Origin of the sequence: Pseudoxanthomonas sp. PXM03, from assembly GCF_014852005.1 — a bacterium.
In the GTDB taxonomy this organism is placed as follows: domain Bacteria; phylum Pseudomonadota; class Gammaproteobacteria; order Xanthomonadales; family Xanthomonadaceae; genus Pseudoxanthomonas_A.
The window spans coordinates 558,411-580,987 of sequence record NZ_JACVAU010000002.1 but is presented as its reverse complement, the minus strand read 5'-3'; the positions used below and the strand labels follow the sequence as shown (position 1 = coordinate 580,987).

Sequence of the window (22,577 nt, the reverse complement as noted above, 5' to 3'; positions counted from 1 at the left end):
GTCCCGCGCGACTCCCACCCGTTATGCAGAACCGTCAGGAAGGAAGAGATGAACGTCATGAACGCCACCCCGTTGACCTACCGCGTGAACGCCGCCGCGAACGCCAAGTCGTCCGTCGAGCGCGACGCCATCCTCGCCAGCCCCGGGTTCGGCCTGCATTTCACCGACCACATGGTCTCCATCACGTGGGACAAGGCGCATGGCTGGCATGACGCCGAAGTGCGTGCCTACGGTCCGCTGTCGTTGGATCCGGCCGCCTCGGTGCTGCATTACGGGCAGGAGATCTTCGAAGGCATCAAGGCCTACCGGCATGCCGATGGCTCCATCTGGACCTTCCGCCCCGACGCCAATGGCGCGCGCCTGCAGCGTTCGGCGGCGCGCCTGGCATTGCCCCAGTTGCCGGTGTCCGAGTTCGTGGAGTCGCTGCGCCAGCTGGTCGCGGTCGATCACGCGTGGGTGCCGTCGGCGCCGGAGACGAGCCTGTACTTCCGCCCCTTCATGATCGCCACCGAAGCCTTCCTCGGCGTGCGCGCGGCGCAGGAAGCCGGCTACTACGTCATCGCCAGCCCGGCCGGCGCGTACTTCGCCAAGGGCGTGGCGCCGGTGTCCATCTGGCTTTCCGAGGACTATGCGCGTGCCGCCAAGGGCGGCACCGGGGCCGCGAAGTGCGGTGGCAACTATGCCGCGTCGCTGCTGCCGCAGCAGGAAGCGCAGGCGCAGGGTTGCTCGCAGGTGCTCTTCCTCGACCCGGTCGAGGGCAAGTACCTGGAAGAACTCGGCGGCATGAACGTGTTCCTGGTGTACAAGGATGGCCGCATCGTCACCCCGGAACTCTCCGGCAGCATCCTGGAGGGCATCACCCGCTCCAGCATCCTGCAGATCGCGCGCGACCGCGGCCATGCGGTGGAAGAGCGCAAGGTCTCCATCGATGAATGGAAGCAGGGCGTGGCATCGGGCGACATCAGTGAAGTGTTCGCCTGCGGCACCGCCGCCGTCATCACGCCGATCGGCCAGTTGAAGGGCAAGGATTTCGCCGTGGGCGACATCGGTGCGCCAGCAGGTGAAGTGACGATGGGCATCCGCAAGGAACTGACCGACATCCAGTACGGGCGCCTTCCGGATCGCCATGGCTGGCTGGTGAAGCTGCGCGATTGATCCTCGCCGCCCGGTCGATGAAAAGCCCGCTGAAAAGCGGGCTTTTTTGCGTAGGGAGACCGCGCTGCTGCGAATAAAAAATTCGCGCACCCTCACGCCTCCACCACGTAAATGAATCTACGCGTCGCTGTCCACCGGTGACTTCGCTACATGCGTGTAGCCCAACGATTACGTTTGCAACATGCTGTCGCGAAGTGTGTCTTTCATCGCTGATTCATCGGGTCGCGCTCCGCTAGTTTCTGGATGCGCCACGCACTGCGTGGTCGTGTACCCGGTCGAACGCAACCGCCCGTCCACCCCCTCCCGTGCCAGCCATGCGCCCTCGACCGGGCTTTTGCCGCATTCGCGGCTTTCAACCTTTGAGGGAGAGTCTGATGTCTGCAATTGCAAAGCGTGGTTCGTGCCTCCGCCTCCTGTGCCTGTCGTCGGCCGTGATCGCCTCGTTGTATGCGTTGCCTGCGATGGCGGGTCGTGTGGACATGAGCGGTCTGCAAGTGGAAGAACCCGGCGGCTACGATCGTTTCATCGTGAAATACCGCGATGGCAGTGCCGAAAGCGGTGATGCATCGCAGTTGCAGCGCTCGCTGAGCACGGCCGCCAGCACCGGGGTGGCCAAGCGCGGTGGCCGTGCGCTGGGCCTGCAGAAGCTGCGCCGCCTGGCAGCGGGTGGTGCGGACGTCGTGCGCGCCGACCGCAAGCTGGACCGGGTGGAGGCCGAATCGCTGATGCGCCAGCTGGCGGCCGATCCGAACGTGGAATACGTCGAAGTCGACCAGCGCATGTACGCATTGCTGACACCGAACGACACGCGCTTCTCCGAGCAGTGGGGCTTCGGCACCACCACCTCGGGCATCAACGTGCGGCCTGCCTGGGACAAGTCCACCGGTGCGGGCGTGGTGGTGGCCGTCATCGACACCGGCATCACCAATCACGCCGACCTCAACGCGAACATCCTGCCGGGCTACGATTTCATCAGCGACACCTTCGTGTCGCGCGATGGCAACGGCCGCGATTCCAACCCGAACGACGAAGGCGACTGGAATCCCGTCGCAGGCGAGTGCTATGCCGGCTCGCCGGTGACCAACTCCAGTTGGCACGGCACCCACGTGGCCGGCACGGTCGCGGCGGTGACGAACAACGCCACCGGCGTGGCCGGCACCGCGTTCGGCGCCAAGGTGGTACCGGTGCGCGTGCTGGGCCGCTGCGGTGGCCTGACCTCCGACATCGCCGACGCCATCACCTGGGCCTCGGGCGGCACGGTCAGCGGCATTCCCGCCAACGCCAATCCCGCTGAAGTGATCAACATGTCCCTGGGTGGCGGCGGTACCTGCTCGGCCACGTACCAGAACGCCATCAACGGCGCCGTCGGCCGTGGCACCACGGTGGTGGTGGCGGCCGGCAACAGCAACACCAACGTGTCCAGCGCCGTGCCGGCGAACTGCCCGAACGTGGTCGCCGTAGCGGCCACCACGTCGGCCGGTTCGCGCGCCAGCTTCTCCAACTACGGCACCGGCATCGACATCTCCGCGCCGGGCGCGAGCATCCTGTCCACGCTCAACACCGGCACCACCACCGCCGGCAGTGCCAGCTACGCGTCGTACAACGGCACGTCGATGGCGGCGCCGCACGTGGCGGGCGTAGTGGCGCTGATGCAGGCCGCCGCGCCTTCACCGCTTACGCCAGCACAGGTGGAAAGCATGTTGAAGAGCACGGCGCGCGCACTGCCGGGCACATGCTCGGGCGGTTGCGGTGCGGGCATCGCCAACGCCGATGGCGCGGTGGTGGCGGCGCAGGGCGGCACGCCGCCGGGCGGCGGCACGCAGACCTACACCAACGGCACCGATGTCAGCATTCCCGATAACAACACGACCGGTGTAACCAGCACCATCGCCGTATCCGGCCGCACGGGCAACGCGCCAAGCAACGCGCAAGTCGCAGTCAACATCGTGCACACCTACATCGGTGACCTGATCGTGGACTTGGTCGCACCGGATGGTTCGGTGTACGTGCTGCATAACCGCAGCGGCGGCAGCGCCGACAACATCAACACCACCTACACGGTGAACCTGTCCAGCGAAGCGCTCAACGGCAACTGGAGCCTGCGTGCGCGCGACCGTGCCAGCATCGACACCGGCTACATCAACAGTTGGAGCATCACCTTCTGAGGATTGCCCCCGAGGGGAGCACAGGGAGGTGCAGGAAGAACCCCGGCTTTGGCCGGGGTTTTTTTTGTTTATGTGAGAAGACATTCAGAAGGCGCCATGTGTGTGAGAGCGGACAAGTGCTTTCATCGAGAAATTGGTGTATCTAGGAAGCTCGGCAATGAACTCAGAGCATTTCCGAAAAATGCCAGTACGGGAGTTTCGCTCGACAGGAGGTTGTAGCGTGTTACTCAAGTTCTTCGCCGTATTGACAGGTTTGGCTCTAGTGCTGCCAATAGCAGCCTGCAGGTCCTCGGGGGCGTCTGGTTCTGAATCTTCAGAAGAGCTGACGGATTTCCGTTTAGGCGTATCGGAGGCTGGGAGGGCCGAGCGTCGCGAATCCACTGGTTTCGCCATGGAAGTCGGTGCGGACTGCGACGGTAGCGCGATGGGCGCCCCGTGCAGGAGGGCGAGTATGTGCCACCCGATATGCCGGCATCGGATCCGCGCGCATTCAAGGATCAGTACTGGGGAGCCGGGAGCGTTGCGCACTTCGGATTTCTGGTCTGGAACGGGAGGCGCATGAAGCTGCACGAAACAGTACCCGCCACGCTCTGGCCATGCCGATCATCGCGTCCACCGGTTTTCGGTCGGCGGTGCGACAGTAGCGCTGACAGATACCTCGACTGAGGACGCACCAACAGCCAGGAGGGCAACATGACGAATCACTATCCGGTCATTGACATGGCTATCGACATCCGCGCGTCGGCGTGCCGGGTAGTCGAGCCATTTCGGCAAGAGCGCGACGACCAGATGCAGCGCTACGGATGCTGGCGAGAGCTCTTCTTGAGCGTGCTTCTTCTCGCGATACTTTCGGGCTGTCAGGGCGGGTCGAAGTTGCGATCCGATAGCATCCAGCGGTCCATGGTGGAGCAGATTCACGCCAAGGACATGCCCGACGACAACGGGTTCATGGAGATGCGCCTTGGTGATGCAGTGATCACCCTGGAGTCGGATGGTTGTTCCAGCCGGATGATCAGCAAGCTGATATGCAGCAACGCCCGTGTGACTGTTTCGACTCCGACGTTACGCCGTCAGACGCTGCTACTGCCGGAAGTCTGGCTTCCTAGGGCAATCCCGCCCGACAGTCCTGATGAGACCGGCTATCGCGGATCCCTGGACAAAGGGTTCGCCGAGGGTTGGCACGGCATCATGCTGTCCGACATCAACGACGACGGATACGAAGATCTTGTCGTCTGGAGTGGCTCCGACGGCACCTATGGCGATCCGTCTTACACCTACTTTCTGTATGACGCGGGGCCCCGTCGCCTCGTGGAGAACAAGGGGTTGGCGAAGCTGATGGAGTGGCATTCCCTGTCGCGCATCGTCGATGGTCGCCTGTTTGCCTGGTATCGCAGCGGGCCATGCGATCGAGGCGAAAAGGTGATCGGCGTTCGTGGCAGCACAGCGGAGTTGTTGGCGAGCAGGGACTACACCACCTGCGGCGAGCATGCCCTGGAGGGTGAAGAAATCTTCGATGATTCATGGATGAAACTGGAAGGAGAACCAAGTCGATGAGCGATGGATACGGACGCAGTGCAGTTTCCCCGATCACCCGCGACCAGGCGGTTCGTCTGATCGTGCGGACCTGTATGGAAGAGGGGGTCACGGATGAACGTCAGATCGCCTACGTATTGGCGACCGCAGAGCACGAAAGCCAGAACTTCACCAGCCCCGAAGAGGTGCACGGTCGCAAGCAAGCGGCGCGAAAGGGCTATGAAGGCAATGAGCAAGACGGTTACATGGGCGGCGAGGAATACTTCGGCCGTGGTTACGCACACCTCACCCATTGGCGGAACTACCAGCACGTCGGTGGATCGCTTGGGCGAGGCGACGAGCTGGCGCGTGAACCCGTCCTCGCAGCGGAACCGGAAGTAGCTTCCAGGGTCCTCGTTGTCGGCATGCGTGACGGCCTGTTCACAGGGCGCGGACTGGACGACTACATCACTGCCGACACTGTCGACTATCTAAACGCCCGAAGGATCGTGAACGGCACCGACCGGGCCGCTGATGTCGCCGCACTCGCACGGAATTGGGAGCAGGGTGTAGACGATCTGGTCACCTCAGTCCAACGTCATGGCGTCGATTTGACGCCGGTGCCGGAAGCGCGCCAGGCCGATACGCCGCTTCAGCGTGGTGACGCCAACGCGCGCGCGTTCGAACTGCAGCAGTACCTTGCCGCTTTGAACATTACGAATGCAGCGGGCCAGAGATTGTCTCCAGACGGCGACTTCGGGCGTTCGACCGAACAGGCCGTGAGCACCTACCAGCGCACGGCGGGAATCGACCCGCTGACCGGAACGGTGGATCAGGCATTGTTCGACCGGATCCGAGGCGATGTCTTGCGGGCCAATCCAGACTTCCGGCTCAAGACCATCATGGATTTACACGGGCCGTTGAACGATGGGGTTCTCGGCCCCGGTGAGCGTGGCGATGCGGTCGCCGAGTTGCAGGAGCAGTTGCAGGGGCTCGGCTTTCGCGGAAGCAATGGGCGGCCGTTGGCCATCAGTCGCAGCTACGACAACGCCACCTTGGAGGTCGTTCGCCGATTCCAGGACGGCGCGGGCATTGCTCCCGCGAACGGATTGGCCGATGAACGTACCCGCGACGCGATCAATTCCCGGGCGGTGGAACAAGGGCTGCAGGAAGCGACCGAAGTGGTGCGTCGCAGAGAGCTACAGGACGCCCCACAACCGCAGCAACCGCGAGACCGGGAAGTGGATCAGCGTCAGGGCACGCATCGCGACCTGCCCGGGCCATTCAATGAATTGATGGTGGACAACTACCTCGCGGCCATCCTGTCAGGCGATAGCGCGGCCGCCGATCGAGCGGCAACCGATTTTGCACGCTCCGCAGAAGGCCGGCACATGGAAGCACAGGGAGACCAATGGCTCTCCCAGCACCAGGCCGCCGAGCAGGCCCAGGCCCAGGACCGGCAGATGGCGCGCTAGCTGATCATCTGAAGATCCCATCCACACGGAAGTCGAGAAGAAGGAGGTGTCATGGACGACGTCAATACGGTGCCGGCTGCCGCCACACCATCGGATGCCATCAAGGCGCTGATGCTGCTGCGTGCCGAAATGGTCCAGCGCGAGGCGCGCATGAGTGCGACGATCACGGAGCAAGTACAGTCGTTGCGGCAGGAAGCAGGCCAGTTCCGCCGCGATGTCGCCGCTGTCGTCGAGGGCGCGGGCACGCGGATTGCGCGGGATGCCCGTGAAGCGGTTTCTCCCGTTGCCGCCGAGTACGGCCATGCCGTATCCGCCACGTCCGCGCAGCTGCGCAGCGTGGGCAGAACGGTGTGGCTGTGGCTTGTTGCCATCGGCACCACCCTCTTGCTGGTGCTGTTGGTGGCCTGGACGGTGCTGGGCTACTACCGACGCGAACTGTCCGCCACGAAAGACGAGCTCCAGCGCTATGAACACGCCGTGCCGGTCGTGCAGGCCTTCTATGCCTCGGATGCGGTGATCTGCGGGGGTGTGGTCTGCACCAACGCCGATCCGGCCGGGCCGCGTGCCGGCGACAAGGGGCAGTACCGGGCGGCGAAGCTCAGGTCGCAGCCCTAGGCAGTGAATCCGGCGATGCACCGGCCACCATCGTCGGATTGGACGTGCCGGCGTCGCCCGACGGATGGCAAGCGATGCCGGCGCGGACTGCCGGCATTTCCTTATACTCGGCCTCATGAGCATCTGGCTGGACATCGCAAGCATGGATGGGGCCGAGCTGCCGCAGGGCGGGGCGTTGCGCATCGAGGTGCGCGATGCGTCCTGGGCCGATGCGCCCGCGCGCGTACTGCATCGCCTGGAAACCCGGGTGCCGCTGCACGCCTCGCTGTTCCCCGTGGAGCTGCGACTGGACACGGTGCCGGCCGACGCCATCGTCTGGGTCCATCTCGACGCGGATGGCGATGGCAGGGTGTCGGCCGGCGACTACATCACGACGCAATCGTATCCGCTGACATCGCGAACGTCCGGGCGGATGCGCGTGGAACTGCGTCGGATCGGATAGCCGGACGTCCGGCGAGCCAGTCGGCGATGGCGGAGGCGATGGGAAGGCCCGTACGATCCTCGATGAAAAGAAATTCGCCCGCCGTGTTCACTTCGAAGAAGTAGTACTCGCCCTCCGGCGTACGCCGCAGGTCGATCGCACCGTACGTCAGCCCCAGCCGTTCCATCAGTGCCAGCAGGCGTGCCTGCACGTCGGCGGGCAAGACCTCGGCCGTGATCGTCGCCTCCCCCACATTGCGGCGGAAATCGATGGAGCCGGCGCGCGGTGTCCAGGCGATGGACGCAGCGAAGAGCGCGCCATCCACCGCCGTGACGCGCAGGTCGGCCTGGGCGCGGACGTACTCCTGGAAGATCACCGGGGCCACGCGGACCGTATCCAGCTGCGCATGGTCCGCAGGCTGCAGCAGGCGGGTTTCGCGCCAGATCGCATGGGTGCACGAGAACGTCTTGTAGATGACGTCCAGCGGCGCGAGTTCGCTGATGAAGCTGCGCGCCTCGTCGGGGTCGGACGTGATCAGCGTGCGGGGCGTGCGCAAACCCACTTCGGCCGCCACGCGCAACTGGCGTGCCTTGCGCGAAGCGGCATCGTCGCGGTTCGGGTCGTTCATCCAGCGCGCGTCCAGCATCAGCTGCCAGAGGCCGTTGAGCCCCTCGTTCCACTCATTGGCCGTGAACAGGTGGGTCTGCGGATCGCTCACGTCCGACAGGTCCGGCGCCTGTGGCCGGCGCCACCACACGGCGCTGGCCTGGTCCAGCCGGTGCACCTGGCCATCGTCGGTGCGATAGCGGATGCGCGGGCGCGGCCCGTGCCGATAGTCCACCGTCAGCGTCGCGCGACGGGGGAGCTGGGCCAGGTCCAGCAACAGCACGGGTTCGCCGCGCTCTTCCAGGCAACGGACCACGCGCATGGCATGCGCGTCGTCCGGGTGGGAGATCACCACGATCATGGGGGTCTCCTTCAGCCTGCCGCGCCGTCTTCCTGGCGCAGCAACTGCTCCAGGAGCGCGCGTGTCTGGTCGTACTGCGCCTGCAGGGAGCCGCGCGCGGCATCCAGCCGGCCCAGTTCGTCGGCCAGTTGCTGGAGATGACCGTCCAGTTCTGCGGCCGTGCCTGCCGTGCCAGTGGCGGTACCGTCCTGGTGCGGCGTGACCACGGCGAACGGCGCCGCGCCCCCGAGCGAAGGATTGAGCTGCGGATTGACCGAGATCTGCGGCAGGCCTGGCGTGAGCACGTTTTCGGCCAGGGTGGGGCCGGGATCGAAGATGCCTTCCTTGATCGTGTCGCGGATCTGCTCCTTCAGCGTGTCCGTAATCAGTTCCTTGCGCGTATCGAGCCGCACATCCTTGATCTGCTCCTTGCGCGTATCGAAGATCTGCTCCTTGCGGGTGTCGGCGATGTTGTCCTTGATCTGCTCCTTGATGGTGACGGCCGGGCAGCGCGAGTTGACCGCTGCGATGTCGCCTGCCGACAGTCCGTTGCGCTGGCCGATCGTCGTGCCCGGCGGTACCGTGCCGATGGGCGTGATGGTGTTGCTGCCGTCGGTGGAGAACGCATTCAGCGGGTAGTGCATGATCGAGCCGTAGTCGTATGGCCCGATGTCATCGCCATCGGTGATGTGCTGGTTGAAGTTGTGCTCGAAACCCGGCTGGATTCTGTCCCAGTTGATGCGGACGAACATGTCGCGATCCTCGCGGCTCTGTTCGTGCCACAGCCCCACCACGTGGCCGATCTCGTGGATGGTGTTGCCCAGCGTGCAACCCGCCGCGAGGTTGACGAACTGCTGGCCACCGCGGCGTCCGACCTGCGCGGAACATCCCGAGCCCGTGCGGAAGGTAACGAAGTCGGCTTCGGTGGTCCTGGCGATGAAGCGGAAGCGGGTGTTGGCTTCCCAGTGGGCGATGGCGTCGGTGACCCGCTGCTGGTTGGGCAGCGCCGGGTCGATGGTGAAGGGCACCCGGCAGTTCGGCCACTGGAACTGCGCGCCGGAGATCATCACCGCGTGCACGACGCCCGCCGCGCTTTCCTCGCGCAGCATGTCCGACATGCGTTCGACTTCTTCCACGGTGCCCAGGACGATGTCGCCCTCGAACATCGCCATCCCGTCCACCTCCACGTACTGCACCGGCCTGACGCCGAAGGTGTCGCCACGGATCAGTGCGGTGCGTACGGGTCCTGCGCCCCTGAACTCGCCCGTCCTGCCGTTGCCGCCATCATTGGATCCGCGGCCTGCGCTGCGCGATGCCGGGGTCTTCTTGGTTGCCATGTCCAGATCTCCTATCGGGTGAACTGCCTTCGCCGTGGATGGGCGAGCGTGGCGGCGCGTGCGTCCGGGGGAGGACTGCGCCGCAGCTGCAGCAGGGAGGAAACCGCACGATGTGTGTATTGCGCGGCGCGCTCCGGTCATGCGTCTACGTGTCGCGTCCGGATCACGTGCTGGCGATCGTGTACCGCCCTGCTTCAACGGGAACAACGCGCAGGTCCGTGAGCACGGGCCAGCGGTCGCATACCGCTCGTCAGCCCATCAAGGAGAATCAGCTACATTCATTTACATGGATGCGCACACGCAGGGCCGCGTTGTGCGCAGGTGCATGCGCGCATGCAGTGAGCGGGGTGGGTGAACGCGCTGCGCCAGGCCGCTTGGGAACGGTTGGCCGCCGCGTGCTTGAAAACCTTGAAAGGATCCCGAATGCCGCGGAAACAGGGCTCAGGAAAGTGGGAGCAAAGTACGTTTGCCTGTCGCGCCTCGAGTCGCTGCAGGAAATTTTCCTCGCCGCCGAGTCTTTGAACCTCGCTTCCGCACCTCGATGGTTCAACGCCGAGGCGAAAAGCGTTGTGCCCGAACCGGAAGGCGTCGACGGCAGGGAAAATTTCCTCGTCGCCTCAGCTGAAAGCACCTCGATGCCAAGGCAAATTTCCTTGTCATCTCACCTTGAAAGTTCGCGGCCAGGGAGATCTTCCTTGCTGGCAGACCGAAATGCCTTGCGGGCGAGGAAAAGTGCCTCGTCATCTCACCTCAAGCGCATGTGCGCGCACCTTTCTGGTTCGGTTTCTCACAGTAGAGGCGTGCCGCGCAGGGGCAGCCGTGCGGTCGTGTCCGTGTCCGCTTCCAGTGTGAGTCATTTCGCGCTGTCATCGGCTTGGATGCACACACCAGACGGGGTAGCGTGGCCGTGCCGTCGGATACGGCGGCATTACCTGACACGGAATCAAGGAGCGACAATGAGTCAGAACCTCGTAGACATGCAGATCGACACCGCCATCCTCGACCCGCTGGATGCCGCCATCACGCAGATGGAAAGCAGCCTGGCCAGCCTGGTCTCGCTGACGCCGGAGCAGCGGCGTGGCCTGATGAAGATGGGGGAGAAGTCGGAAGCCTTCTGCCGCGCCGCGCTGAACGTGGCGCAGCAACACAGCGGCATCATGGCGCGCGACTTCGACATCGAAGCCTTCCAGCGCGACCAGCAGACGCTGGACCTGCTGCGCCCGCGCATCCTGCGCATCGCTCATCTCTACCAGCGCATCACCGACACCGAGATGGCGCTGGGCAGCGACCTGATGGTGGCGGCGCTGGAGGTGTACGGCGTGCTGAAGGTGGCCGGGAAGGGCAAGGGTCTGGACGAAGCCCGCCGCAACCTGGGCGCCCGCTGGCGCGTCAGCCCGCACGCGTCGGATGAGCCGGTGGGGGAGAGCGGGGGCAACGGCTAGCAGCGTGTCGCCAGGCACATGAGGGAAACGGAACGGCCCCGCGGTGCGGGGCCGTTTCTGTGTGCGGGGAGGGGCGCCGTCAGCGGAGCCGGCGGTGTCGATCCGCTGTCTGCTCCTTCGTCGGATAGGCAGGGGCAGGTCAGGTCGCCAGCGTGGCGGCCGCTGCTTCATTCCACTATGAGGAACGATGCATGACGACGAACGAGAAGGTGAAAGGCCCGGCTTCCTACTTCCCCTCGATAGAGAAGCAGTACGGCAAGCCGGTGGAACACTGGTTCAAGGTCCTGGATGCCGTCAGCGACCGCAAGCACATGGAGCAGGTGGCCCTGCTGAAGACGGAACACAAGATGGGCCACGGGCATGCGAATGCGCTGGTGGCGTATCACAAGGCGAAGCGTGGCGGGTAAGAGGGCTGGCGAAAAGGTACGCTGAGCGCCATTCGCCTACGATAGCGGCCACGCTCGCGACAGGAGTGCACGTGCAGGTGCCTGAGTTCACTGCTGAGCTTGATCTCGCCCCCTTGTTGGGCGCGACGATAGACGCCTATGCCCAGGACGACGGGTACTGGCATCTGTTCGTCGCCTTGCGGATCGTCGGGGGCGTCCCTTTTGTCTTCCGGACGGAAGAGCGTTCGGCAGGCCCTCGGTTTGATGTCTTTCCGATCCATGGAGGCCGCGAGGCGGATGCACGACCCGCGTGGTGCGAGTTGGCTCGGCCTTTCGTCATCGAGCGGGCGATTCCTCTCTGGAGAGTCGAATGGACCGAGCGGGGAGCAACGTGGCCGACCGTGGGTTCGGATCCGTATACCCATTTCGCCGGTCGAGGTCCTGCCTCCCCACAGGCGGCCAACCGGGCGCGCGTTCTGGCGGGGGTGCTGCTTCACAGCGCGACTGGCGAAGGAATCGTCGTTGCGGCGTCGGATTCCGCCCCATTCAATGTCGACCTCTTTCTGCCTGCTGATGCGGAAAAGGGGTTGGAGGGCTTTGAACTGCCCGCCATCCTGAAAGGGTAGTCCGACCAGCGGCATCGGGTGGGGTGAGCTTGCGAACCGCAACATGCGGGGAAGATGATGGGTCATGGACTATCGGCGCACCCGCCAGGAAGGCGGCACCTATTTCTTCACGGTCAACCTGGCTGAGCGCTCGGGCACGCTGTTGGTGGATCGCATCGGTGATCTGCGCGCTGCGGTCAGCGTGGTCAAGCAGCGGCACCCATTCGATATCGTGGCATGGGTTGGTCTACCGGGCCATCTGCACGCGGTCTGGACGCTTCCCGAAGGTGACGGCGACTGCGTCACGCGCTGGATGCTGATCAAGGCGGGATTCTCGCGGGCGATACCCAAGGGCGAGCGGATACGCGCCACGCGGCGCCGCAAGGGTGAGCGTGGCATCTGGCAACGTCGCTTCTGGGAACATCTGATCACCGACGAAGACGACCTTCGGCGGCATGTGGATTATGTGCACATCAATCCGGTGAAGCATGGCTACGCGGCACGCGCTGCGGACTGGCCTTTTAGCTCGATCCATCGGTGTATCGGGCGGGGCGAGATGCCGGAGGATTGGGCTGGGGCGCCTGAGGATGATTTCCGTGCGGGGGAGGGCTGAAGTTGTTGGGGTTCGCTGCGCTCACCCCAACCTATGGGCTCAGCCGTTGAGCAGGCGCCCGCCATCGACGACGATTTCCGAGCCGACGGTCCAACTCGACTCATCGGAGGCCAAGTACACCACCGCCTTGGCGATTTCCCCAGGCGTGCCGAAGCGCCCAAGCGGAATGCTCGCTGCGATGTCCTGGTCGAGCTGCGCGCGGTAGGCATCGGGGACGCCGAGTTTGTCGTAGAGCGGCGTCTGGACCGGGCCGGGACTGACGGCATTGATGCGGATGCCTCGACCTAACAGTTCGCCTGAAAGCGTCTTCGTCATGCTCAGCAACGCAGCTTTGGTCGCGGCGTAGACGGAGGACCGGGCGGCGCCCACATGAGCGCTGACGGAGGTGTTGAACACGACCGACGCAGGCGTCGAGAAGACCGGCAGCAGCGACTGCATGAGGAAGTACGGCCCCTTCACGTTGACATTGAAGGACGCATCGAACGCCTGCTCGCTCCATTGCTCGATCGGCGTCCAGACCGCCACACCGGCGTTGAGGAATGCGACGTCCAGTTGGCCAAAATGAGCCTGTACGGCCCGGGCCAGTTCCTGCTGCGCGGCGACGCTGCCGGAGTCGGCCCGCAGTACGAGAACGTCGCTCCCGAGGGTCGCCTTCGCCTTGGTGATGGAGTCCGGATTCACGCCAGTGACGATGACGCGTGCGCCTTCGGCCAAGAATTGCTTGGCGGTCTCCAGGCCGATGCCACTGGTGCCGCCGGTAATGAGGGTACGTTTGCCTGCAAGACGTGACATGGGGTGCTCCTTAGGGGGATTGGACCGGCCGGAGTGGCAGATCTTTGTTGGCGAAAAGCATGCACCTATGCATCAATTGCCATAAGACCCGGTCAGCGCATAGCATTTATGCGAATGAGGCATAGTCCGGAGGGCTGGATGGATCGGTTTCTGCTTATGACCTGCTTCGCGCGTGCGGTCGAAACCGGCAGCTTCTCTGCTGCGGCCCGCGACATCGGCATTGGCCAGCCCAACGTCAGTCGCTATGTGGCTGCACTGGAAGATCATCTCCAGACACGCTTGCTCAATCGCTCCACGCGCAAGCTCGTGTTGACCCCCGAAGGTGAGCGCTACTACGCGGAAGTCCGTCGCATACTCGATGCGGTCTCCGAATCGGAGATGTCGCTGCGGGAAAACGTCATGCCCTCGGGGCTACTGCGGGTGGCGTGTCCGACGGCGCTGTCCCACATGTACGTCATGCCATTGGTGCCCCGCTTCCTGCAGCGGTATCCCGATCTGGAGCTCGATCTTCAGATCAGCGACCGCTTCGTCAATTTGCTGGACGAAGGCGCGGAGCTCGCCATCCGCATCGGGCATCTGGACAGCAGCTCACTGCGCGCGCGACGTATCGGGTCTTTCAAGCGCGCATGCGTGGCCAGCACGGACTACCTGGAAAAGCGAGGGACACCGCAGGTGCCGTCTGACCTGAAACATCATGACTGCGTCATCTACACCTTGCTTGCATCAGGGGCTACATGGCGTTTCAAGGATGAGGAGATACCGGTCTCGGGCCGAATTCGCGTCAACTCGCCCGAGGCGTCACGCGAGTCGGTACGCGCGGGTCTTGGCATAGGCCAAGGCCCAGCCTGGCTATTCGAAGACGGGCTCAGGTCTGGTGATCTCCAGATCGTTCTTGAAGAGTTCTCCGCTCCGCCGGTGCCCATGCAGATCGTGTACGCAGCCAACCGGTTGGTCTCGAAGAGAGCCATTGTCTTCATGGACTTCATTGCTGAAGAGTTCGCGAAGATCCCTCAGCTCAATACATAGTGCTTTCCGAGTCGCGCCGGCAGGGCCTGAGCGATCGAGTGTTTGGATGTCTGCTTATGGCCCCGGATTCAACCGATCGATGCAACAGTTTGTCGATATCGCTCTGCCGGTGTTTCGTAGCGCATAGGTTGGGGTGAGCGCAGCGAAGCCCAACACGCGGGGAAGATGATGGGTGCTCGAACTCTCGGCATGCGCAGATTGGCTCGCCCCGTGGACGCTTCCGTGCAGATGTAGGGTGACGGTGTTGGGCTTCGCTGCACTCACCCCAACACTATGCCTACGTCCGTTGCGCCGCGCCGGTCGCGCGGATCCGCTCGGAGAAGGTACTCTGGCCCCCGTTTCCGGACCCCTGTTTCCCCTTTGCCCTGGCCGCTAGGCGACCCGGCTTGACTCAGGTGTCCGGCCATAGCAGACAAGTAGACAACCATTGAAAGCAAACCATCTCCAATTGAAAACAGACTGGCGCTTCGAGGAGAGCCAGCAGCGGCGGCACTATGTCATCGAGCCATGGCTCGATGGCCGCCGGGTAGGTCGTGCTCATGGCTGGTTCGAGCCCGGAGAAAGCTTTGTGCTGGAGAAGATAGAAATTGATTCAAGGCAGCGCTCACGTGGCTATGGAAGTATGGTGATTGAGCAGCTGCGGCAGAAGGCGCGTGACAAGGGGTGCCGTGAGCTTGTGATCAACAATGTGCGTTCCAGTAACCACAGGGCTATCTCGCTGTATGAGGCCATGGGTGCAAACGCCGTCCCGCTGTCGGGAAGCCTCTACGCATTCGTCATTTCGCCGCCGTAGGTCTGACCTGAGTAGCCCGTGTTTCTCTCGTCGGCATCACTTCGGTACATTAATTTACCAGTGTGATCTTATTGACGGGGAATGGATCGGAGTATCTACTGATTTGGCACTTACCTACGAGTGCGCACAAGAAGCAAGGATGATCTTATGAAAGCAAGGCATGGCTTTTCGTTGGCACTGGCAGTAGCAATGATGGTTGTTGGTGTTGGCGTAGCGGTTCCTGCCCCAGCTCAAGCCGGCGAAGGCGAGGTGTGCACGGTGTCAGGGTGCTTCCAGTGGGTATGCGTCGCTTCTGGCTGCGCTTGGGTTTGGGTGCCAAACACCGGCAATCCCAATCCGACGAAACCGTACAACTGATTGAATTCAGTTCTATGGAATGGGCGCAGATCGTGTGACGCGATCTGCGTCTATGAAGGCAGCGATCAGAGGCAAGTTTGTTGCCCGACAAAGCACAAGGCCCGCATCAGCGGGCCTTGTTGTTACCGAAGCATCCACCAGCCTGACGGTATCAAACCGCCTCAAACCGATTCGCCGCCACATTCTTCCGCACCTTCGCCGGGTCCCAGATCCGCCCGTTCATCGCGATGTACACCCCCGCCGGCAGCGACTGCACCGCACCGATCGCGCAGCCGATGTTGAACTCCGCGTCCGAGCCGCGGAAGCGGGCCGGGCTGAGGGCGCCGGTCATCACGATGGTCTTGTCCGGGATGGAGGCCAGCACGTGGCCCGTCTGCACCATGCTGTCGGTGCCGTGCGTCACCAGCACATGCTTGGTCGGCTGCGCGGCGATGGTCGCGCGGATCAGCTCGCGGTCCTCGTCGGTGATGTGCAGCGAATCCTTGCGCAGGATCGGGATGACGGTGAAACGGAACGTCACCCCCAGCTCGCGCAGGATCATGCCGATCTGCGGATCGCCGATCTGGTAATCGGACTTGTCGTCGAAGTAGATCTTGTCGATCGTGCCACCGGTGGTGACGATCAGCAGCTCGTCCATCTCTATGCTCCTGCCGGCGCTCACGGCGCGCCTGGCGTTGTATCCGGGGAAGTCAGGTCGTACGGCTCGCCGTAATGCCGGCAGATCGCTTCCAGCGCGGGCGACGGCGGCGCGACGACCGCACGATTATCGCCGCTTTGCCGGGTGAACGTGCATTGCACGCTGGTGACGTTGCCGTCGTCGTCGCCACCGGCATCCACCTGCGCCATCAGGTCCATGCTGTCGTAGTCGAGCGGTCCGGCGCGTGGCGTGTCCAGGCGCCACAGGTGGAATTCCCAACTGCAGCAGCTGCTGCGTCCGGATTCCACCAACCAGCCATCGATGACCTGCAACTCGTAATAGCCGCCGCTGAAGAAGTGGCGCAACGTCCGCGTGGCCGGATCGATCCGGTACACATCGCCCTCGCAGTTCGGCCCGGCGCCGCACATGCCGCGGACCTCCACCTCGTGCATCCCGTCCCCGTCCAAGTCCACCAGGCCGGCATGGCCCATGGGCGTCTCGGTGACGTCCTGCTCGACCTGCAGGCGGTCGCACACCAGGCCGTCGGCACACGTCAGCTCGGCGACGTAGCGGCGCGTGGCGGAAGTGGAACACTCGACGCGCAGCGACAACGTACTGCCGTCGCGGTTCTCCACGCGAGCCGGATCGCCCGGCTCGCAGAGGGCGTCCTGCGCCCATGCACTGGGCGCCAGCAGGCACAGCAGCAGCGTGGCAACGAAGCGCGTCACGCCTTCCTGCCGAACCGCTTGGCGAAGGCGGGCCAGCTGGTGGCCAGCACGATGCCGATGGACAGTACGATGCCGGCCCAGGCGAACTTCGCCTTCACCGGATCGGCCCACGCCACCATCACGGCGTGCGAGAACCAGAACAGCGCGAAGACGCCCGCCCAGAACGCGGCAGTGCGCCGACGCGCCATCACGCCGATCATCAGCAGGATCGGCGGCAGGGCGAACACCAGCAGTGCCAGCGTGTACTGGCGGTCGCCGTAGAACCACACCGCGTAGAGGACGGCCAGCAATTGCAGCAACGCGGCCAGCAGCAGGCGCGAACGGTCCATCAGCGTGTCTCCAGGCGGCGGGCGATGTCGGCCACGCGGCGCCCCAATGCACGTGCGAGCGCCGCCTCCTCTTCGCTGGGATGCGGATCGTCATCGCCACCGGCTACGTGGCTTGCGCCGTAGGGCGTGCCCCCCGTGCGCGTGCTGCTGAGCTGCGGTTCGGTGAACGGAATGCCCACGATCACGCATCCGTGATGCAACAGGGGCACCTGCATCGACAGCAGGGTCGACTCCTGTCCACCGTGCTGGGTGGCGGTGGAGGTGAACACGCCCGCGGGCTTGCCCACCAGCGTGCCGCTGGCCCACTCCGCGCCCAGACCGTCGATGAAGTGCTTCACCGGCGCGGCCATGTTGCCGAAGCGGGTGGGGCTGCCCAGCACCAGGCCCGCGCATTCGGCCAGGTCATGCCGGTCCACGTAGGGCGCGCCTTCCTCGGGTACCGGCGGTGCGGCCTGCTGCGTCACGGCAGCCACGGGCGGCACGGTGCGCAGGCGCGCGGACATGCCGTCCACTTCGCCCACGCCGCGCGCGATCTGCCGCGCCAGCCGCGCCACGGACCCGCCGCGGCTGTAGTAGAGCACCAGGATCTCGGGCATCGGACCGTCTTCGTCACCGGGAAAGTGCCTAGTATCGGCGATGTCGCGTCCATGACGCATCGGTTACCCTTCCGCCCATGGAGCCCTTGGACTCGTTGAACCGCTGGACAGAGCGCATGCGCGACCGCGCACGCATGGGCACGTTCTTCCGTTTCCTGGCCAAGCGCTTCCTCGATGACCGCCTGTTCCAGGCCGCTGGTTCGCTGGCCTACACCACCTTGTTCGCGCTGGTGCCGCTGGCCATGGTGGTGTTCGGCGTGCTGTCGGCGTTCCCGGTGTTCCAGGAGTGGAGCGCGCAGCTGCGCGACTACATCTTCGCCAACTTCCTGCCGGGCGCGGCGGTCAGCCTGAAGGAGAAGCTGGACGGCTTCCTCGCCAACACCGGCAAGCTGACCGCGGTGGGCGTGATCGCCCTGGTGGCGTCGCTGCTGATCACGCTCAACAGCATCGAGGCCACGTTCAATCGCATCTGGCGCGTGCGCAGTGCGCGGCCGAAGCTGTCGCGCTTCCTGGTGTACTGGACCGTGCTGACGCTGGGTGCACTGATGGCCGCCGCATCGCTGGCGTTGTCCGCGCGCTTCTACGCATTGCCGGTGTTCGCGACCAGTGGCGGGCGTTGGTTGCAGACGCTGTCGCTCAGCGTGGCGCCGGTATTGATCGAACTGGCGGCGATCGTAGTGATCTACCGCGTGGTGCCGCACCGGACCATCAAGTGGCGCTATGCGATGGCGGGTGCCTTGTTGGCGACCGTGTTGCTGGAACTGGCGAAGTGGGGGTTGGGCGCCTACCTGGGCAGCTTCAACACCTACCAGAAGATCTACGGCGCGGTCGCGGCAGCGCCGATCCTGCTGCTGTGGATCTACCTGTGCTGGATCGCCGTGCTGCTGGGCGCTTCGCTGGCATCGGGCATGGCCGCCTTTCGCTACCAGCCCGCCGCGTTGCGGTTGCCGCTGGGCTACGAACTCTACGGCCTGCTGCGCATGCTGGGGCGCTTCGCCCAGGCCCGCGGGAAGGGGCAGGGACTGCACAGTGACCAGATCCTGGCGATGGAGCCGATGCTGACCGATTCGCTGATCCAGCAGATGCTGGGGCAGCTGTCCGAGATCAACCTGCTGCGCCGCGACGAGGAAGGCGAATGGTTGCTGGCACGCGACCTGGACGACCTGACCCTGTGCGATCTGTACGAAGCCTGCCAGTTGCGCGTGCCGGTGGCCGAGGCGCACCTGCCGTTCCATGACGATGCGCTCGGCCGCGCCGCCCGCATGGCGTTGGATGACCTGCGCGTACCGCTGCGTGAACTGCTCAAGAAGCGCGTCAGCGACCTGTTCACCGAATCCCACCAGGAGCCTGCATGAAGTCTGTTTCCTCTCTGTCGCTGGCCATCGTGCTGTCATTGGCGGCGTGCAATGCCGGCTCGGCGCCCCCCGAAGCGGCGGAACCGGCAATCGAGGCGCACGTGCAGGATGTCGATCCGGCCACGGAAAAGCCTGCGGACCGCACCGTCGACATCCCGATGTTGCAGGTGAAGACGCTTGATGGCGCCGACTACGCCCTGGCCTCGCACCGCGGCAAGTGGGTGGTGGTGAACTTCTGGGCGACGTGGTGCGCGCCCTGCCTGAAGGAAATGCCCGACCTGTCGGCGCTGGACAAGGACAACGACCATGTCGAGGTGATCGGCCTGGCTTACGAGGAAATCGAGCCCGAGGATCTCAAGGCGTTCCTCGCGGAACGGCCGGTGGTGTATCCCATCGCCATCCTCGACGTGTACAACCCGCCGGCGGATTTCGCCACGCCCCGCGGTCTGCCGCTGACCTACCTGATTGCGCCGGACGGCAAGGTCGCCAAGCAGTTCCTGGGTCCGGTCACCGGCAAGGAAATCGAGGCTGCCATCGCCGCAGCCGGCGGTCCCGCAGCGGAGGCGTGATGGCGACCGCCCGCTTTCTGGTCAGCGGCAAGGTGCAGGGGGTGTTCTTCCGTGCATCGACCCGGGAGCGCGCGCTCGATCTGGGACTGGCCGGCCGCGCCACCAATCTTCCCGATGGCCGCGTGGAAGTGATCGCCCAAGGCGATGCGACGGCACTCGATGCGCTGGAGGCGTGGCTTCACCAGGGGCCATCCGCCGCGCGCGTTGAATCGGTCGTGCGCGATGCGTGGACGGGATGGGTGAACGAAGGCTTCGTCACCGGCTGACCGGACTGGAAGCAGAAAGACTGGACCAGGGCGCCGCACAGGTGCAGCCCTTTGTATGCCGTTCGTGGTGAGCTTGTCGAACCACGCTTCTGGCGGCGAAGCGGGGTTGTCGTGATCTGTCGATTCAATGCAAAGAGCGTGGTTCGACAGGCTCACCACGAACGGGATCTATGACAGGTTCACCACGAACGGCATCTGCGACAGGCCCGCTACGAGATGGATTTGCAACAGGCTCACCATGAGCGGGCTCCATGGCAAGCCCACCACGGACGGGGTCTACGACAGGCTCGCTGCGAGCGGGGTCTACGACAGGCACACCAAGGACGAGATCACTGAATCGGTGATTGCCTAGGGCTGGTCGCCCGCGTTGTGCAGGCGCAGGGCACGCGCGGCCTGCTGTTCGTCCAGTGGCGGTGGCCGCGCGGTCGCCGGTTGCTCCGGTTCCTTCCAGCCCGGGATTTTGCGCGCCCCCTTCTGGACCTGCTGCGCGGCCAGTCCGACCAGCACGGGCACGATGCCGCCGTTCTTGCCGAGCTGCTCGAGGCTGGCCGGTTCCTTCCAGCGGCGGCTGAACACCGTGGGTGCGACGTCGACGGGATTCTCGAAGCGGTAGAGATCCACCACTTCTTCCGGATCCGGCCTGACGGTCAGGGTTTCCAGCGTGGTCGCGGAGGTGTCGTCCGTCGTGGCAGCCTGCTGCGCCATCGCGTGCGACGCCGCCAGCCACAGGGCGGCCATCAGGAGTGCCCGCATGCATCAGCCGCCGCGCTGCGGCTTGATCGGTTTCAGCACGGTGTAGCGTTCCTTGTGCAGCTTGCCTTTCAGCGGCGGCAGACCCAGCGGCTCCAGTGGCACCTGCGTGTCGGGCAGGCGATCCAGCAGGTCGCGGATCAGCGTGAGCCGCCCGGTGCGCTGGTCGTTGAAGTCGACCAGTGTCCACGGCGCATGCTTGGTGTGCGTCGCCTTGAGCATCGTTTCGCGCGCGGCGGTGTAGTCGGCGTACTTCTCGCGCGCCTTCAGGTCGATCGGCGACAGTTTCCAGCTCTTCAGCGGCTCGTCGGCGCGTTCGGCGAAGCGCTCTTCCTGCTGCGCCTGGTCCACGCACAGCCAGTACTTGAACAGCAGGATGCCGTCGTCGGTGATGCCCTTCTCGAACACCGGCGCCTGCGCGAGGAACCGTGCATGCTGTTCGTCCGTGCAGTAGCCCATCACCTTCTCCACGCCGGCGCGGTTGTACCAGCTGCGATCGAACAGCACGATCTCGCCGGCGGCCGGCAGGTGCGTGATGTAGCGCTGGAAGTACCACTGCGTGGCTTCGCGTTCGCTCGGTTTCGGCAGTGCCACCACGCGGCATTGGCGCGGGTTGAGATGCTCGGTGATCGCGCCGATGGCGCCGCCCTTGCCGGCGGTGTCGCGGCCTTCCATCACCACCACGATGCGGGCGCCGCAGTGCGACGCCCAGCGTGCCATCGCGGCCAGTTCGAGCTGCAAGGGCCTGAGCTGGGCTTCGTAATCCTTGCGTTTGAGAGTCTTCATCGCGTGTCCTGTGCGGTGGCAGGGGATTCAGCGTTTGCGGCGGGCATGGCCTGCCATGCCGCGCGCGACCTCCAACAGTGCGCCTTGCTGGCGCGTGTTGAGGGCGCGGTAGGCGGCCAGCAGGTCGTGCTCGCCCCGCGTGCGCGCGGGATCCAGCGTCGTCGCCAGTTCCGACAGCAGCGCGCCCGCGGGGACGCCGAAGGCACGTGCCAGGGCGGCGAGCTGGTCGCCGCCGGGCAGCTTCTCGCCGGCCAGCCAGGATTTCACCGTGGCCACGCCGGCGCGCGGGATGGCGGCGGCGAGATCGGCGGCGGTCAGGCCGCTGGCCTTGGTCAGCAGGCGCAGGGTGGCATCGAGCGACATGGCGGGCTCTCCTTGCTCATTCCTTCAGGCGGGGACGCAGCGTGGCCAGATTGCAGGGCCGTGTGCGTGCGTCGAGTTGGGCGCGGATGATCTTCTCCCACGCCGTGCGGCAGGCCGAGGTGGAGCCCGGCAGGCAGAACAGGAAGGTCTGGTTCGCCAGCCCGGCGAACGCGCGCGATTGCAGCGACGAGGTGCCGATCTCCTCGACGCTGACGTGCCGGAACAGTTCGCCGAAGCCCGGCATTTCCTTGTCCAGCAGCGGCAGCAGCGCCTCGGGCGTGGAGTCGCGACCCGTGAAGCCGGTGCCGCCGGTCACCAGGATGCCATCTACCGCGGGATCGGCGATCCACTGCGAGACCTGCGCACGCAGGCGGTAACGGTCGTCGGGCAGCAGCGCGCGGTCATGCAGGTGGTGTCCTTCCTGCGCGAGCGCATCGGCGAGGTAGTCGCCGGAGCGATCCTCGGCGAGTGTGCGGCTGTCGGAGACGGTCAACACGCACAGGTGCAACGGGATCAAAGTGTCGGCATGGCTCATGCCCGAAGGGTAGCGCAATCGCG

The 22,577-nt window shown here is 64.7% G+C and carries 26 protein-coding genes and 1 pseudogene; 16 read left to right on the top strand and 11 right to left on the bottom strand.

Features of this window, described 5'->3' with window-relative positions:
* Positions 1-57: 57 nt before the first annotated feature.
* The 7 genes and pseudogenes from IB223_RS11550 to IB223_RS11525 all read left to right on the top strand — a co-directional run bounded on the left by IB223_RS11550 (position 58) and on the right by IB223_RS11525 (position 7,364).
* Positions 58-1,155 carry a branched-chain amino acid aminotransferase gene (locus IB223_RS11550; RefSeq protein WP_192202405.1) on the top strand — a complete coding sequence of 366 codons (1,098 nt, stop codon included), beginning with the start codon at positions 58-60 and terminating at the stop codon, positions 1,153-1,155.
* A 374-nt stretch (positions 1,156-1,529) separates the two neighbouring features.
* Positions 1,530-2,972 (top strand): annotated as a pseudogene (locus tag IB223_RS11545) (S8 family peptidase); the annotation flags it as partial.
* A gap of 33 nt (positions 2,973-3,005) precedes the next feature.
* Positions 3,006-3,320 carry a proprotein convertase P-domain-containing protein gene (locus IB223_RS18850; RefSeq protein ID WP_343227206.1) on the top strand — a complete coding sequence of 105 codons (315 nt, stop codon included), beginning with the start codon at positions 3,006-3,008 and terminating at the stop codon, positions 3,318-3,320.
* 693 nt (positions 3,321-4,013) lie between these two features.
* Positions 4,014-4,874 (top strand): hypothetical protein, encoded by an 861-nt coding sequence (locus tag IB223_RS11540; protein WP_192201858.1) that lies wholly within the window; start codon positions 4,014-4,016, stop codon positions 4,872-4,874.
* Positions 4,871-6,307: a peptidoglycan-binding domain-containing protein gene (locus tag IB223_RS11535; RefSeq protein ID WP_192201856.1), complete on the top strand. Its 1,437-nt coding sequence runs from the start codon at positions 4,871-4,873 to the stop codon at positions 6,305-6,307. The genes IB223_RS11540 and IB223_RS11535 overlap by 4 nt, the downstream gene beginning before the upstream one ends.
* A gap of 51 nt (positions 6,308-6,358) precedes the next feature.
* A complete protein-coding gene (locus IB223_RS18845) occupies positions 6,359-6,922 on the top strand; it encodes a hypothetical protein (protein ID WP_225591012.1) in 564 nt (187 codons plus the stop codon).
* 115 nt (positions 6,923-7,037) lie between these two features.
* The gene (locus IB223_RS11525) at positions 7,038-7,364 is read left to right on the top strand and encodes a YbaY family lipoprotein (protein ID WP_192201854.1); all 327 of its coding nucleotides are present in this window, start codon (positions 7,038-7,040) and stop codon (positions 7,362-7,364) included.
* On the opposite strand, the gene IB223_RS11520 is transcribed toward IB223_RS11525, so the two are convergent.
* Both IB223_RS11520 and legP read right to left on the bottom strand, forming a co-directional pair.
* The gene (locus IB223_RS11520; protein WP_192201852.1) at positions 7,291-8,310 is read right to left on the bottom strand and encodes an MvdC/MvdD family ATP grasp protein; all 1,020 of its coding nucleotides are present in this window, start codon (positions 8,308-8,310) and stop codon (positions 7,291-7,293) included. The two genes, IB223_RS11525 and IB223_RS11520, sit on opposite strands and share 74 nt — an antisense overlap.
* 11 nt (positions 8,311-8,321) lie before the next feature.
* Entirely contained in the window at positions 8,322-9,626 is a 1,305-nt protein-coding gene (gene legP, locus IB223_RS11515; protein WP_192201850.1) for a Dot/Icm T4SS effector Zinc-dependent metalloprotease LegP, read from the bottom strand.
* 956 nt (positions 9,627-10,582) lie between these two features.
* Between legP and IB223_RS11510 the strand changes: the two genes are divergently transcribed.
* The 4 genes from IB223_RS11510 (at position 10,583) to IB223_RS11495 (ending at position 12,672) form a co-directional block, all read left to right on the top strand.
* A complete protein-coding gene (locus IB223_RS11510) occupies positions 10,583-11,068 on the top strand; it encodes a hypothetical protein (protein WP_225591011.1) in 486 nt (161 codons plus the stop codon).
* Positions 11,069-11,259: 191 nt separating this feature from the next.
* A complete protein-coding gene (locus IB223_RS11505) occupies positions 11,260-11,475 on the top strand; it encodes a DUF4287 domain-containing protein (RefSeq protein WP_192201847.1) in 216 nt (71 codons plus the stop codon).
* A 71-nt stretch (positions 11,476-11,546) separates the two neighbouring features.
* Positions 11,547-12,080, top strand: a complete 534-nt coding sequence (locus IB223_RS11500) for a hypothetical protein (RefSeq protein ID WP_192201845.1) — start codon at positions 11,547-11,549, stop codon at positions 12,078-12,080.
* Positions 12,081-12,144: 64 nt separating this feature from the next.
* Positions 12,145-12,672, top strand: a complete 528-nt coding sequence (locus IB223_RS11495) for a transposase (RefSeq protein WP_192201843.1) — start codon at positions 12,145-12,147, stop codon at positions 12,670-12,672.
* 39 nt (positions 12,673-12,711) lie between these two features.
* Here IB223_RS11495 and IB223_RS11490 read toward each other — a convergent pair whose 3' ends face one another.
* Positions 12,712-13,464, bottom strand: a complete 753-nt coding sequence (locus IB223_RS11490) for an SDR family oxidoreductase (protein WP_192201841.1) — start codon at positions 13,462-13,464, stop codon at positions 12,712-12,714.
* Positions 13,465-13,602: 138 nt separating this feature from the next.
* On the opposite strand from IB223_RS11490, the gene IB223_RS11485 reads away from it, so the two are divergent.
* Both IB223_RS11485 and IB223_RS11480 read left to right on the top strand, forming a co-directional pair.
* Positions 13,603-14,490 carry a LysR family transcriptional regulator gene (locus IB223_RS11485; RefSeq protein ID WP_192201839.1) on the top strand — a complete coding sequence of 296 codons (888 nt, stop codon included), beginning with the start codon at positions 13,603-13,605 and terminating at the stop codon, positions 14,488-14,490.
* A 427-nt stretch (positions 14,491-14,917) separates the two neighbouring features.
* The gene (locus IB223_RS11480) at positions 14,918-15,283 is read left to right on the top strand and encodes a GNAT family N-acetyltransferase (protein ID WP_192201837.1); all 366 of its coding nucleotides are present in this window, start codon (positions 14,918-14,920) and stop codon (positions 15,281-15,283) included.
* Positions 15,284-15,791: 508 nt separating this feature from the next.
* Here the strand turns inward: IB223_RS11480 and IB223_RS11475 are convergent.
* Genes IB223_RS11475 through wrbA form a run of 4 tightly spaced genes read right to left on the bottom strand, consistent with a single transcriptional unit; the run spans position 15,792 to position 17,930 of the window.
* Entirely contained in the window at positions 15,792-16,277 is a 486-nt protein-coding gene (locus IB223_RS11475) for an asparaginase domain-containing protein (protein WP_192201835.1), read from the bottom strand.
* 20 nt (positions 16,278-16,297) lie between these two features.
* Complete coding sequence (locus IB223_RS11470; RefSeq protein WP_192201833.1) at positions 16,298-17,005, bottom strand: hypothetical protein; 708 nt, start codon at positions 17,003-17,005, stop codon at positions 16,298-16,300.
* Positions 17,002-17,334 carry a DUF2069 domain-containing protein gene (locus IB223_RS11465; RefSeq protein WP_192201831.1) on the bottom strand — a complete coding sequence of 111 codons (333 nt, stop codon included), beginning with the start codon at positions 17,332-17,334 and terminating at the stop codon, positions 17,002-17,004. Before IB223_RS11465 ends, IB223_RS11470 begins: the two co-directional genes overlap by 4 nt.
* Positions 17,334-17,930 carry an NAD(P)H:quinone oxidoreductase gene (gene wrbA / locus IB223_RS11460; protein ID WP_192202402.1) on the bottom strand — a complete coding sequence of 199 codons (597 nt, stop codon included), beginning with the start codon at positions 17,928-17,930 and terminating at the stop codon, positions 17,334-17,336. The genes IB223_RS11465 and wrbA overlap by 1 nt, the downstream gene beginning before the upstream one ends.
* 77 nt (positions 17,931-18,007) lie before the next feature.
* On the opposite strand from wrbA, the gene IB223_RS11455 reads away from it, so the two are divergent.
* From IB223_RS11455 to IB223_RS11445, 3 genes are read left to right on the top strand one after another with little or no spacing between them, the layout of a single operon-like run.
* Complete coding sequence (locus IB223_RS11455; protein WP_192201829.1) at positions 18,008-19,285, top strand: YihY family inner membrane protein; 1,278 nt, start codon at positions 18,008-18,010, stop codon at positions 19,283-19,285.
* Positions 19,282-19,854: a TlpA disulfide reductase family protein gene (locus IB223_RS11450; RefSeq protein ID WP_192201827.1), complete on the top strand. Its 573-nt coding sequence runs from the start codon at positions 19,282-19,284 to the stop codon at positions 19,852-19,854. Before IB223_RS11455 ends, IB223_RS11450 begins: the two co-directional genes overlap by 4 nt.
* Entirely contained in the window at positions 19,854-20,120 is a 267-nt protein-coding gene (locus IB223_RS11445) for an acylphosphatase (protein ID WP_192201825.1), read from the top strand. The genes IB223_RS11450 and IB223_RS11445 overlap by 1 nt, the downstream gene beginning before the upstream one ends.
* A gap of 348 nt (positions 20,121-20,468) precedes the next feature.
* Here the strand turns inward: IB223_RS11445 and IB223_RS11440 are convergent, their stop codons facing one another.
* From IB223_RS11440 to moaB, 4 genes are read right to left on the bottom strand one after another with little or no spacing between them, the layout of a single operon-like run.
* Entirely contained in the window at positions 20,469-20,873 is a 405-nt protein-coding gene (locus IB223_RS11440) for a hypothetical protein (protein ID WP_192201823.1), read from the bottom strand.
* Positions 20,874-20,876: 3 nt separating this feature from the next.
* Positions 20,877-21,656, bottom strand: a complete 780-nt coding sequence (gene ppk2, locus IB223_RS11435) for a polyphosphate kinase 2 (RefSeq protein ID WP_192201821.1) — start codon at positions 21,654-21,656, stop codon at positions 20,877-20,879.
* A 27-nt stretch (positions 21,657-21,683) separates the two neighbouring features.
* A complete protein-coding gene (locus IB223_RS11430) occupies positions 21,684-22,019 on the bottom strand; it encodes a helix-turn-helix domain-containing protein (RefSeq protein WP_192201819.1) in 336 nt (111 codons plus the stop codon).
* A 16-nt stretch (positions 22,020-22,035) separates the two neighbouring features.
* A complete protein-coding gene (moaB, locus tag IB223_RS11425; RefSeq protein ID WP_192201817.1) occupies positions 22,036-22,554 on the bottom strand; it encodes a molybdenum cofactor biosynthesis protein B in 519 nt (172 codons plus the stop codon).
* Positions 22,555-22,577: the final 23 nt, after the last annotated feature.